Raw genomic sequence first — 13690 nt, 5'->3', positions numbered from 1 at the left:
TAATATTTTTATTCTTTAAGCTTTATAAAAATAGAATTTAAAACTGGTATCTATCTGCGGTTTAAAATAAAACCGCAGATATTTTATTTTTTCTTTAATTCAATTTCTTCATCATAAAAACGCAATTTTACGGGTTCACCTTCTGCATCTTTAAAAATTAATCGCAATTTTATCGCTGTTTTACTTGGAATATTTACATCTTCCTGAATACCACCTAAGTATGCTACAAAATCATCAGCATCTATAGCATAAATATTTTTCTTTTCATTTAAGTTTGTTAAACGGATAAGAGAGTCAGAGTTATTTTTAACAGCAATAGTGACTAAATAATTATTTCCACCCGTAGACTCAACAGAAAGCGCTCTAACTGTTGTGTATTTTTTCAGATTATCTTTATCATAAATAATGACTGCGCCGTCTACACTGCTACCAGATTGACGTCCTTCGTCAATTCCATCTTTTAATCCAGATAAGGCATCTTTACTTACAATAGTTAAATTAGATGTGAAGGCTTTTACTCCCTCTTTTATTGCACTTGTTTCTTGGGTTTCTGTCGCAAATGTAGCTGATGAAAAAAGTAATATTATGCCTACTAAATGTGTTTTCCTCATTATTTCCCACCTATCAAATTATGACTTACTTATAAAAATAAATATAAATTCATTTTTATTTCTATTAACTAATGTAATATAAATAAATCTTAATCGTGAATTAGATATATCCTAAGTACAAAAAACACGCCTTTTATTTAAATAATAATTTTATAAAAATAAAAAGCCTGATCACGATTAAATATCGAAATCAGGCATTATTAGCTACTTAATAAATGCCCCCAATTTTATGGAGCACCTTCAAATTTGAAGGTTTTTTCTAAATTAGATCGATTAGAATCTGTAAAGACTAAATGGTTTTGGATCTAAAACAGGTTTTTTACCAAGTAATAAATCAGCCGTTAACTCTGCTGATACAGGGCTTTCTGTCATCCCCCAACCTGTTGCTGTATTAATCACTAAACCTGGGTACTCTTTAACTTCTGAAATAATTGGGTTCTCATCTGGTGCGATAGCCATTGCACCACTCCATTGATCAATTAATTTAGATTCTTTAAAGGCAGGGAATTCTGCTTTTAATTTTTCTAATGAAGCATTTAACTCAGGTAAATCTGGCAGTGCAGTCATATTTCTAAACTGTTCAAATGGAGAAACTTCATCTAAGTTCCAATGTGTTGATTGCATAAATGAATTGATTAATTGTTCATTTAAAGAAATATGCACAGGGAAATCAGGTAGAGCTAATAATGGCAGATATTTATAACCGTAAGTGAAGGATTCTTTCACTACTGGCGCCACAATAACACGAGGAGAGGTTGCATAAGTACCATCGGCTTGTTCACGGAAGAAAATGCCTCCCGGTAAAGCGACGTTGCCACCCGGTGCTGTTGGTGAACCACTGATTAACTGTTGAGACTGATATGCAGGCAGTGTTGGTACATCAACATTGAGATTTTGCATAAATAGGCGTGACCAAACACCACCAGCAACAACAACTTGAGAGGTTTTAATTGCACCTTTCTCAGTAACAACATCAGAAATCACACCAGCTTGTGTTTCTAAGCCACGAGCCGCACATTGAGTGTAAATTCTAACGCCCATTTTTTTGGCGTATTCAGCCATAACAAAGGTTGCAACTTCTGGATCAAAGCTACCTGAATCTTCTTCAAAACCTGCAATTTTCCAATCTGTTGTCGCACCGCGAAGACGTTGATTTAATTCAGCACCTTCAATAATTTTGGTTCTAAATGGAATATCTGAGCCAACATTCTTACTTCTTTCATCAATCCATTTTCTTACGTTAACTAAATCTTCTTCATCAAGAGGAACTTCAACGCGACCTTGTGTACGATAAGTAGTATCAACGCCTACTTTCGCATTCATTTCACGCCAGCGATGTTTGCCTAAATGGTGTAATAAGAACGTTTCATCTGGCATTTTATAGCTAATCGCCTGACCATAGAATCTTGAAGATTGCTCACCAGCGATATTGCCTTTCTCAACAATCACAACAGATAAACCACGTTCTACAAGGTTAATCGCTGTCATAATACCAAGAATACCCGCGCCGATAACAACAACATCAGCTTGTTTTGGCAAAGCACCTTCAGTGCCTTCAACAAAGCCATGTCTTGGCGTACCCGGAACAAAGCGCCCTTCGCGAGTTAACATTGGTGTTAAAATTCCCGCACCAGCCGCTACAGCCACGACTGTTCCACCAATGATAAATTTTCTTCTAGATATCGCCATTTTACTCGTTCCTTTTACTCAATGAATTATTAGCATTAAAACAATAACGATATCTTATTTCATTTGTAAACTATTAGTAAAGTATTTGTAAACTTTTTCATCTGTTTTTTTCTTAAAAATCCGTACTATTTAATTTACTTATACAAAGAAGGGGATTAATTATTACTTTGTTTTTTATGGATTATTTAAGCGTACTAAGTAAAATTAAAGTATATCAAACTAGTTGTTTTCTTGGTTTTTTCATCAATATGTAAAATTTTTCACTATTAAAGGTCTACAACCCATTTGTTAAGCATGAGTTGATTACACATTCAAATTAAAATAAACAAGTTGGATAAAATAAATTGATTAACAAATAATCCACAAAATCACTAGTGTTACTAAAACAATAAATTGAGCACCTAAAAAGGAAGTAATGATAGGAAACATAACAAGGGACTGGTTATTTGATGGTGATTCAGAAGAAAATAAGGCGGTAGTTAAAATGACCATACTTAAGATTATATTTATCTCTTTGTATAACCAAATTTTAAGTGTTCATTTTTAAACCAACAGCAAAACAAATCTTTTTTAGATTATCCTTATAAAATAAGTCTGTTTTTCTCCTTTAAAATCAACGCTGTTACAATTTGAAACAAAATACACATTTTGTTACATATTAAAAATCCATGTACATTAGAACAGACTGGCTTTAGCGAGATTTCGGACATTTACGAAAGTAAATTGTATAAGTAAATACACTTATTATAAGAAACGAAAGCAGTAAATATCGTGTGAACAATTATTTTACGCTAAGTCACTTATCCTACGAGGATACAACGCCCTTTCTCTCTCCCTCTTTCTTTACTTCCCTCCAAAATTACTTAAGCTACTCTTATCAAATCGCAGTGCGCACTGGCTGATTTTTATCGAAAGGACTTCAACAAAATGATTTTGTTGAGAAACGATTACTCACTGTAAATTAAGGACTTGCCATGCCAACTCCATGCTATATCTCTATCGAAGGGAAAACTCAAGGTAACATCACTGCGGGTGCATTTACCGCAGAATCCGTCGGTAATATTTATGTTCAAGGCCACGAAGATGAAATGCTGGTGCAAGCATTCTCTCACGTAGTCACTGTGCCGACTGATCCACAATCAGGTCAGCCTTCAGGTCAACGTGCCCATAAACCATTCCGTTTTACGGTGGCGTTAAACAAAGCCGTTCCTCTGCTGTATAACGCATTAGCCTCAGGCGAAATGCTGCCGAAAACCACCTTAAAATGGTATCGCACTTCAGTTGAAGGGAAACAAGAGCATTTCTTCACCACCACATTAACCGATGCGACTATCGTCAACATCGATTGCCAAATGCCACACTGCCAAGATCCAGCAAAATCTGACTTCACACAACTGATCGAAGTGTCTCTTTCTTATCGCAAAATTGATTGGGAACACACGGTTGCAGGCACGTCTGGCTCTGACGACTGGCGCGCCCCTCTCGAAGGTTAATCCTTCTTTTCACCTGCACACCAAGGTGTGTGGGTGTTTCTTTGTATTTTCTTAATGGACAAAACAAGCGGTAGCTTGCTCAGTGGATATTGGAGCGAAAGATGTTTGCGAAAGATAAAAAAAATAATCTCACCTCTCAGCTTGGTGGATTAAAAAAGAAGGCACTCAATAAAGCGCAGGATCTAGCGATTGCTAAAGCAACATCAACACTTTCGGCCTCTACTCAGCAAGCGTTCGCTACAGCAAAAATGGCACAACAAGGGCTTTCTCAAGCCTCGTCAATGGCCTCTCAAGCCTCATCGCTTATTCCCGGCGGCGGTTTTGCCGGTGGAATAAATAACGACGATGTACCGGGGCTGACCTTCTCTGAAGGATTGGCTAAAAATAAAGCCTATGCACAGCTGTTAGATTCGCTATTAGGCGCAGTATCGCCTTCTGGTTTAGTCTTCACTTGCCAAATTGCAGGCTTACCGGAAAGCACTTTTCAAGTCACTGAATTTAATTTAAACGAAGGGTTATCACGTTTATTTTCGCTGTCCATTAGCGCCGTCACCACCTTACCTTTTATCGATTTTCAATCGCTATTGGGTGTGGCGTCCTCATTAACTGTTAAGCGTAATGGCAAAGAAGTACGTACTGTACGCGGGATCTTAGCAGGTGCCGTACAAGGCAATACCGACGGTGTAAAAACGTGGTATCACTTCGATATTCGCCCTGAAATGTGGGTCATGACCCTAAATCAAGACAGCCGTATTTTCCAGCATAAAAAAGTGCCTGAGATTTTAAAAACGCTGTTAGAAGAAGCCCATATCAAAGCAGACAGCAAATTTTACCGTGATGATTTACACCAAAAACGCCCCTATACCACGCAAAAACGGGAATCTGCCTATGCATTTTGGTGTCGTTTAGCCTTTGAAGAAGGAATTAATTTTTGGTTTGAAGAGAACCAACTGTTTTATAGCGATGAACATATGGGCATGACGGCAGGCATTCATCTTACCTATAACCCGCAAGCTGAAAGCGATATTACGGATAGCACAGCGACCACATGGCAATACGGCGAATATCTCTGTGTGGATGAAACCATTCAAAAAGATAATAACTTTATCCGCCCTTCTTACCCCTTAGCGCATCAAGCCAAATTAGAAAAAGGCGGCCAACATAGTGTGTTCGAAAGCTATGGGCGCTTTCAAGAAGATGCACAAGCTGCCCCTTTAACTGCCATTCGTTTTGAACAACTGCGCAACGGCAGTCGTGTTGGACGCGCCAGCACCAACTGTTTTGCCTTAATGCCGGGCAAGATTTTCTCGCTGAGCAATCACCCTAGTTTAATGATGAATGATAACTGGCAAGTTATTCAGGTTTCGCATCATGGCGTCCAACCCTTGGCAGATAACAGCGGTGGCGAAGGTACACAGCTTTCTAATAACGTCGAATTTATTCCTGGCACACAAGAATGGCGACCACCACATCATTACAAACCGACGGCTGATGGCGATGAAGTTGCCACGGTAGTAGGCCCTCCCGGTGAAGAAATTTACGTCAACGAAGTGGGTGCCGTAAAAGTCTATTTTCATTGGGATCGCTATGGCAAGCCCGATCACAGTGCCTCGTGCTGGGTACGTGTAGCAATGGGTTGGAATGGCAATGGCTATGGTTTTTCTACCGTACCGCGTATCGGGCAAGAGGTGATTGTCTCTTATCTTAATGGCGATATTGATAGACCGATTATCACAGGGTGCACCTATAACGGTCGCAACGCACCCCCGCTGAAATTTCCTGAAAATATGACCCGCACAACAATCAAAACCAAAACTCATAAAGGGGATGGTTTTAACGAACTGCGCTTTGAAGATGCGGGTGGCAAGCAGGAGATTTTTATTCATGCGCAGAAGGATATGAATACGGTGGTGCTCAACAATCGCACCACGCATGTACTCAATAGCCACGCTGAGATCATCGATAAAAATCAAGAGATGCAGGTAAAAGGTAATCGCACTGAAACCATCAATGAAAATAACACCGAAACTGTCGGTCAGCATAAAAAAATCAGTGTGGGTAATACGTTAGCGATTGATGCAGGTGATGCCCTTGAATTGCGTTGTGGTGCCAGCGTGTTAAGAATGGATAGTGCAGGCCATATCACCATTAATGGTACAGAATTTAGTTTTGAAGCCTCAGGTCCGGTGCAGATCTCGGGCAAAGATATTGACTTGAATTAAGAAGGTGAAAATGGAATTTCGCAACTTAACCCCGTTTTCAGTCATGAATTACAAGATGTTAGATACCTCTGATATTGAGCATCATGTTGTCGTGATGAAAGTGGGTTACGACTTACTGCCCACAACAGAAACGGGTGTTTACCAGCCTCATCTTTCAACAAAATTTCCGCTGATTTTACAGGATGAGTATGTATCAACCATCAATACGTCTTCTGTTTTTTATGAGAGTGATTTAGCCCCCTTTAAACCATTTTGTGACGTGATCATAAAAGGAATGGCGTATGCACCTAATGGCATTCCTAGCGAGTCGATTATCGCATCTGTCACCTTAATGGATGCAGAAAAAAACACCTTACTTTATAAACCATTACGTTGCACAGGTGTTCGGCAATTCATTTATGACGAGCAAAAAAAATCGTGGCAATTAACACTACCTAAACCTATACGACAATTACCAATAGATTACCGTTATGCTTTTGGGGGGGAAAATAAGATCTATGCCGATGAACAATTACAACACACATTAAATAAAGAAAATTTATTACCTGGATCAGTGCGTGTTAATCATCCCGAGGGTGAATCAGCGCCTATTGCACATGCTGCTTATGAATATAATCCATTAGGCCTAGGATTTATCACTCCGTGGTATCAGCAAGCAAAAGGTATTACCTCATTTTCAGCTCCTCAGATTGAATCATTAAGCCCCCCCATTACGGCTGATTGGATGAATCAGCAACTCAATGCTAGCACTTTTCAACAACAACCCGCGGGTTTTGGTGTTATTGGTCGAGCATGGTTACCGCGCCGTTTATTAGCAGGTACTTATGATGATAAATGGGTTAATTCTCGCCATCCGTATTTACCTTATGATTTTGATTTTCAATATTGGAATGGCGCGCCCGCTGACCAACAAATTCCTTACCCGAAAACTAATTTCACATTGAAATTAGAGAATTTAACCCCTCAAGGTTATTTGCAAACCACATTACCTGAGCATCGCCCTTTTGTTTTATTGCGTATGCAAGATGGCTTGTTTATTCCTATCAAATTGAATTTAGACACGCTTGTTATTGATGCTGAAAAACAGCAACTTGCACTGACTTATCGATTAGCTTTTGAAGTATCACTTCCTATTCGCGTTTGTGAAGCGCGTTTTGAAATCAATCCTGATGCACCTTTAGTGCGTTTTACCCAACCACAAGAGGCGCAAACTCATGGCTGATAATTATATTGCAAGACAACAAGATGCTTGGCTCGTCATTAGTTTAGTCCCCGATGTTTGCAAAACACCGATAGGGCCTTCAACTCCGCCGATCCCTTATCCCGTTGTGGCAAAACTCGAAACCGCTGTCGGCTCAGTGCCAACAGTTAGAGCAAATAACCACCCTGTTGTTGTTCTTAATCAAAGTGTTATTCCCACCACAATGGGTGATGAAGCAGGTGCAGCAAAAGGAATAAAAAGTGGCACCGTGGCGGGTAAGTGTTACCCCAAAGAGCACTCAAAAAGCGTTAAGGTCAATAAAAAACCCATTTTACGTCATGGGGATAAGTTTTGGATGAATGGGAAGTAACAAGGAAGATCGATTATGAAAACTTATCTAGTCTATGAAGTACCAGAAGTGGGTAAAAAAAATAATTACACTGATATTGATACTTTTGATAAACAATGGGGTAGTGCTTTAAAATCAGGCGATAGCCTCCCCCAAGGTCATGCAATATCCAGCACAAATGACGATATTTATAGTGCTGGTTATGTTGGTTTACCATCAGGTCAAGAAATGTATTTTCATGCTACTTTATCGAGTGATAATGTAGCAATAAAAGTACTTGATAGTGAAGGGAATTTACCATCAAACCACCCTATTTACTATGTTGATTACGAAACATATGATGAAATAATTAAGAAATACCATCTTGATAACTTACCTCCTTCTACTCAATTATTTAGCTCAGTATCAGTAGATGAAGTTCTGCCTAATGGTAATACTGAAGGTATTATTACACATGTTCCTTCTTCTGATGGAAAGACACCTGAAGAAGCCAATACTGTCGTTTCTGCTGAAAATGATGATGAAAAAATAGCAGCAACAGTAGCGGGAAGTATTACTCACTCATCACCACAAAACTCCCCTCCTTCAGAAGCTACCCAGCAAGTTTATAAAGCCTTTAATAATATGGGAGAGGCTATTGTCCATCCTGATGAAGGTGCTAAAGGTGCCATAAAGCAATTTTATAATGATGGCGTTGAAATGGCGGAAGGTCTAACGTCAGTCTCCTATTTTTACTCAGCGATAACATCAGCAAGAAATGCAATTGTTGCTAAAGTATTTGGTTTTGATGATATAGCGAAAAATCAAGCTCAGCAGGCAATAAATCAAACTGAAAAAGCAAAAAATGTCGACTTTAGTGAAATTAAAGCAACGCTAGAAAGTGAAGCAGAGAAAGGCGGAGCTCTTCTTTATGAAGGTGCCAGCTTGATGACAGGAATTTTGGGAGTGTTTAAGCATGGTTCGAAAGCTGTTTTTTCAAAATCTAATCAAGCACGTAGAGATCTTGATGCTACCATTGGAAATATTGATTTAACAACAGCAAAAACAGCTTCAAAAGAAAAACCAATCACCAACGTAGATAATATCAAACCAGACACAACACCAATAAATAAAGCACCAGAAAAACCAGTTGATCCTGTTGATAATGCAAAACCATCCACCGAGGTTGCACCTAAACCCACAGAAAGTGCAAAACCAGACTCAGGTGCAACCATCAAAGAAAAGCCTGCAACAACGGATACGCCTAAAACAGAAACACCATCAACGAAAGTTAATGATGAAAAAAACAATACCCAGAGCTCTGATACAGGGAAAAGCCAAGATAACCAAAAGAAAAATACTGAAGGTGATCCCGTTGATTTAGTGAGTGGAGACTTTATCCAGATTTGGCCTGTTATTTCGATCCCCGGCCTTTTACCTATTGAACTCAATAGGGCTTACTATTCTACCCAATCGCCTAAAGGGCTTTTTGGCAGTAAATGGGGAGATAACTGGTCAATGTCGTTAACACTGCATCATGACAGTGTTGATTTTCAAGATCCAGATGGCAATCATTATACCTTTTTGACTCCCTCTGACGAAGTGTGCTCACGTAACCAACGTGTTCCTCATTACTTACTGTTAGGTAATAAAAAAACGGGATTGTGGATACGTGATAATCGCCATCAACGCCTTTATTACTTTGAAGCACAAACCGCAAAATCATCGCATTATCGGCTGATAAAAATCAGCAACCTACAAGGATTATCACTTCATTTCAGATATAACGATAAAGGACAATTAAATCAACTTATTCGTTATGATGGTTTTCAAATAAATCTGCATTATCAATATGATAAATTACAATTTATTGATTACACCTTCGATTCAAAAGTCCAACGTTTAGTCTCTTGTCAATACGATAAACAGGGCTATTTAAGTGAATGTGATGCCTTTCAGCAAAACCACTTATTCCATACCTATACCGCCCAAGGTTGGATGACAAGTTGGCGCGATACTGACCAAACTGAATTAACGCTTGAATATGATACGCAAGGCCGTGTCATCAAAACCTATTCAGAAAGTGGTTATTGGTGTGATCGTTTTTTATATGACGATACCTTAGCTATCAATACTTATATTGATAATGAAGGTGGTCAAACTCGCTATTATTACAATGAAGATCAGCAAGTTATTCGTGTACTCGATCCTTTAGGTCGAGAGACTCGAACACAGTGGCAAGATCACCGAAAAGTCAGTGAAACCAATGATCTTGGTGATACAACAAAATATATTTATCACGCTGATGGGCTTCTAGCACAAATCCATCTACCTGATGGTCGTAAAGTGGGTTATGAATATAATGACGATGGGCAACTCACCTGCTATGTCTCCCCCTTTGGCGATAAATGGCAACTCACCTACGACGATAAAGGCAATTTAACCACAGTTACCGATCCGCAAGGTCACCAGCAAGCCTATGAATACAGCCAACATGGCGAGTTACTCAAAGCTATTCAGCCAAATGGTGCGCAGTGGCACTATGAATATAACCAAGCTAATCAATTAATAAAAAGCACCAACCCTTATCAACATAGCTCGGAATACCAAAGCGATGAGCTAGGTCGCTTGCTACAAGTCACCAATGCGCTAAACCACACCACTCGCTATCAATACAGCAAAGAGCATGATGGTGTTAACGGCAGTCTCAGTGATATTTTATTGCCTGATGATATTCATCAACATATTGAATATGACAGCGAACGCCGTGTTGTTGCTGTCACCGATGGCGAAGGCAAAACTACGCGCTATCGCTATGGCCCCTTTGATTTATTACTCGCCACAATACGCCCTGATGGGACGGAAATTCGCTTTGAATATGACTCACTTACTCGACTCAAAAACGTCATCAACGCCACCGGCGATGTCTATTCTTATGAGCGTGATAAAGCCGGTCAAATTATTCGTGAAGTGGATTTTGCTGGACGTGAAATTCAATATCGCTACGATCGTTTAGGACGACGTATTGCAACCCGTTATCCTGATAATCATGAGCTACGTTATCATTATGATGAGACAGGGTTAGTCACCGAACAAAGCATTTGGCTTACCGATGATATTGAGCATAAATGCCTTTCTACAACCACTTATCAATACAATAAACGTTTACAACTTATTCGTGCCACCAATCCTGATTCGGTGGTGGAATTTGAGTATAACGACCAAGGGCATTTATGTTGTGAACGGATAAACGGACAAGAGATTACGCACCAATGGGATGAGGAGCACGATATTCTCACCCAAACCCGCTTTGGTGAGCGTGAACTTAATTATGCCTTTGGTCAACTTCATGAACTGACCTCACTGCAAGTCAATCAACATGCACCCTTGCAGTTTAGCTACAACGCGCTAGGACAAGAGTTTTTACGCCAAAGCCAAGCGGGTTTTGCCAACTCCAGCCATTACACCGCCACCGGATTATTGGTCCATCAACGTGCAGGACGAGGAACGGAGTCCTTTTTACAATCCCTACACGATAATCCACTTCAACCCCCGATGTCGACCGATGTTCATCGAGGTTATCAATACGATAAAGCCTTTAATCTGGTCAATATCGATGATGCTCGCTGGAACCGCACACAATATCGCTATAACGCCAACGACCAAATTATTGAAACGCAATATAGCAACCAGTTTGAACGCCAAAGCGAGAAGTTTCAGTACGATAACAACCTGAACATCACAGAGCATCAGTTTATCCCGCCTGATGCGCAAGGTGCGTTTTTACAACTGGCACAACAGCAACAAAAAGGCCGTGTCACTCGCCGTATCACCGCCAAAGGTTATCAAGATTATCACTACGACATTAATGGTCGATTAACGCAAAAAGTGGTTCATCAACACGGTTTTCGAGCAAAAACGTGGTATTACCAATGGAATACGCTTAACCAACTTATTGCCTGTTTTAATCCTGAAGGGGAATGCTGGCGTTACACTTACGATGCTTTTGGGCGACGCCTCAGTAAAAGTAAGGTGGTCGATAATCGCCCTATTTCACCGCCCAATTCACCCTTTAAAAATAAACGTGTTCAGCGTGTTGATTACCTGTGGTCTGGCGACCAGATGGTGCAAGAAACCCCGATTTATGCCGATGGCACCCCTGCTTATGATTCGCAAATTCAGTGGCTCTATCAGCCCGGCGAAATCACTCCCACAGCCCGTTATCAACGTGGAAAACTGCATTATGTCGTCACTGACCATCAAGGTACACCGCGCGAAATCTTTAGCGAAAAAGGCATTGTTAGCTGGGCAGGACGGTTAAATACCTGGGGACAAATGGCATTTTGGCAATCTCATGATGATTATGCCGATAATGACCCTGAATATACCGAATGTCATTTTCGTTTTGCCGGACAATATGAAGATAAAGAAAGTGGCTTGTATTACAATCGCTTTCGCTACTATGATAAGGATACAGGGCAATATATTTCACCTGACCCTATCGGATTATTAGGTGGCTTTAATCCGTATGGGTATGTGCATTGTCCGACTGGGTGGGTTGATCCGTTTGGGTTAAGTGGAACGTCGAAACTTGATGGCTCTTCAGGTGAAGATAAAAACCGATTCTTGATTGATTCAAAAGGACAAGTTCTAGATATTGAATATTTTAGAAACTTGAAATTTAATGGGCAAATTCTTGATGCTGGGCGAGGTGGAGGCAAGTTACCTATGATGGGTGAACCTGCTACATACTCTAAAACTACAGGTGGACATATCATTATTTTTGGTCCTGATGGTCGCCGAATTGCAGATATAAGTAAAGAAAGAATAAAAATAGTTGAATGGAATCGCTCACCCAAAGGACAATATTTTATTCGAACGGGTAGTGATACAAAATTTGCAGGTAGAGAAATACCTAATGAAATAAAAAAATTATGGGGATTAGAATGAAATTACATAAAAGCATAGTGTCTAATAAACTTATTGGTCAGTTCCCGTCTGATTTTCCAACAGAACTTAGCTTAACCAACTTTGTAGCGAATTGTGTTGGACTAGAAGCAGTTATTGCCTGCTCTGCGTTATTTTGCCCCGAAATCATAGAAATAGATGGCGTTATTTATCGAAGTGAAAATAATGACCAAAAAGTATACCCAAATGATTCATATGGAACAGATAAAAAAACATTAGAAATGGCAAGTAATGTTTTTCCAATTAGTCAGTTTTTTTTGATGGAAAATGATAAAGCTAGTGATGACTATATGCTGATAACTGTATTTAGTGAAGTTATTAAGTATTTCTGGAATATTAGATTAAAAAGCCTATACCCAAATAAAATATTTGAATTCATTATTACGGATGATGGTTTATATGGCGAAGAAGGATTTTGTATGACCTTTTATGAAGTTGAATAACTTTAGTCAGCTAGAAGAACCTAGAATCTTCTGGTTTCATTATTTTTAAGAGTCCATGCAATTTTTAGGAACTGATAACTTCCAACATTAACTTACGTATTGTTATCAGTTTCTGTTGTTAACTTTATAATCTAATTATATTCATATATCTTAGTAATTCAATACCAAGCAATTATTTAATAAAAATAGAATACCATCTTACTTACAATAGTCCATAAAATGAAACAAGAAAAAATCCATCACTTTTTTTAAAAAAATATCTACATCTTTCCTTAGAAAAAACAACAAATATTATTTTTATTAATGATGAAGAAGGCAAAAATATAGATAATGTATTATTTCTTGATATTGATTCCAAAAATGTTGATGGATTTTATAACAACGAGAGCGCCCCCTTTATCTCTATAGAGAAAACAAATGAAATTGATAGCTTCAACTTATATTCAACCTATAAAGAGCCACATAAAATCAAGGAGAAAATCACTCCTCACTTATAGTGGAAAACATAAGGTTATTTTTAATTAAAATTATAATGAAATTGTAGAAATTTATTTAGCATCAATAATTTACACTTGTCTTTATTTATTATATCTTCACAAGGTGAAATCCCATTCATATACAAATAAAAACTTAGATAAAATAATAAAAAACAACTTAATACAATTCAAGAATAAAAAATTTTTAGTACTCAAAAAAACATGGAGAATAAATAAAATGTATTTAAAGGATTTTTAC

8 protein-coding genes are annotated in these 13690 nt (G+C 38.7%); 6 read left to right on the top strand and 2 right to left on the bottom strand.

Going from position 1 to position 13690, the window contains the following annotated elements:
* Positions 1-83: 83 nt before the first annotated feature.
* Together GTK47_RS07915 and GTK47_RS07910 are read right to left on the bottom strand one after the other, a co-directional pair.
* Positions 84-611: a hypothetical protein gene (locus GTK47_RS07915; protein WP_165122670.1), complete on the bottom strand. Its 528-nt coding sequence runs from the start codon at positions 609-611 to the stop codon at positions 84-86.
* A gap of 273 nt (positions 612-884) precedes the next feature.
* Complete coding sequence (locus GTK47_RS07910) at positions 885-2300, bottom strand: FAD-dependent oxidoreductase (protein ID WP_088494837.1); 1416 nt, start codon at positions 2298-2300, stop codon at positions 885-887.
* A gap of 974 nt (positions 2301-3274) precedes the next feature.
* Between GTK47_RS07910 and GTK47_RS07905 the strand changes: the two genes are divergently transcribed.
* From GTK47_RS07905 to GTK47_RS07880, 6 genes are all read left to right on the top strand, one after another.
* Positions 3275-3793 carry an Hcp family type VI secretion system effector gene (locus GTK47_RS07905; protein ID WP_036939804.1) on the top strand — a complete coding sequence of 173 codons (519 nt, stop codon included), beginning with the start codon at positions 3275-3277 and terminating at the stop codon, positions 3791-3793.
* A 101-nt stretch (positions 3794-3894) separates the two neighbouring features.
* On the top strand, positions 3895-6015 hold the full coding sequence (gene tssI, locus GTK47_RS07900; protein WP_165122669.1) for a type VI secretion system tip protein TssI/VgrG: 2121 nt from the start codon (positions 3895-3897) through the stop codon (positions 6013-6015).
* A 10-nt stretch (positions 6016-6025) separates the two neighbouring features.
* Positions 6026-7237, top strand: a complete 1212-nt coding sequence (locus GTK47_RS07895) for a DUF2169 domain-containing protein (RefSeq protein WP_165122668.1) — start codon at positions 6026-6028, stop codon at positions 7235-7237.
* Entirely contained in the window at positions 7230-7586 is a 357-nt protein-coding gene (locus tag GTK47_RS07890) for a DUF4150 domain-containing protein (protein WP_165122667.1), read from the top strand. Before GTK47_RS07895 ends, GTK47_RS07890 begins: the two co-directional genes overlap by 8 nt.
* A 15-nt stretch (positions 7587-7601) precedes the next feature.
* On the top strand, positions 7602-12494 hold the full coding sequence (locus tag GTK47_RS07885) for an RHS repeat-associated core domain-containing protein (protein ID WP_241256081.1): 4893 nt from the start codon (positions 7602-7604) through the stop codon (positions 12492-12494).
* Complete coding sequence (locus GTK47_RS07880; protein ID WP_165122666.1) at positions 12491-12955, top strand: hypothetical protein; 465 nt, start codon at positions 12491-12493, stop codon at positions 12953-12955. Before GTK47_RS07885 ends, GTK47_RS07880 begins: the two co-directional genes overlap by 4 nt.
* The last annotated feature ends 735 nt before the right edge of the window (positions 12956-13690 follow it).

The organism is Proteus sp. ZN5 (assembly GCF_011046025.1).
Classification (GTDB): domain Bacteria; phylum Pseudomonadota; class Gammaproteobacteria; order Enterobacterales; family Enterobacteriaceae; genus Proteus.
The sequence above is the reverse complement of the archived record's forward strand: the minus strand, read 5'-3'. Positions and strand labels throughout refer to the sequence as shown.

Bases quoted from the DNA above. Each gene is read 5' to 3' on its own strand.
- GTK47_RS07895 (WP_165122668.1), top strand. From the start codon at position 6,026: ATGGAATTTCGCAACTTAACCCCGTTTTCAGTCATGAATTACAAGATG.
- GTK47_RS07915 (WP_165122670.1), bottom strand. From the start codon at position 611: ATGAGGAAAACACATTTAGTAGGCATAATATTACTTTTTTCATCAGCT.
- GTK47_RS07880 (WP_165122666.1), top strand. From the start codon at position 12,491: ATGAAATTACATAAAAGCATAGTGTCTAATAAACTTATTGGTCAGTTC.
- GTK47_RS07890 (WP_165122667.1), top strand. From the start codon at position 7,230: ATGGCTGATAATTATATTGCAAGACAACAAGATGCTTGGCTCGTCATT.
- tssI (WP_165122669.1), top strand. From the start codon at position 3,895: ATGTTTGCGAAAGATAAAAAAAATAATCTCACCTCTCAGCTTGGTGGA.
- GTK47_RS07910 (WP_088494837.1), bottom strand. From the start codon at position 2,300: ATGGCGATATCTAGAAGAAAATTTATCATTGGTGGAACAGTCGTGGCT.
- GTK47_RS07885 (WP_241256081.1), top strand. From the start codon at position 7,602: ATGAAAACTTATCTAGTCTATGAAGTACCAGAAGTGGGTAAAAAAAAT.
- GTK47_RS07905 (WP_036939804.1), top strand. From the start codon at position 3,275: ATGCCAACTCCATGCTATATCTCTATCGAAGGGAAAACTCAAGGTAAC.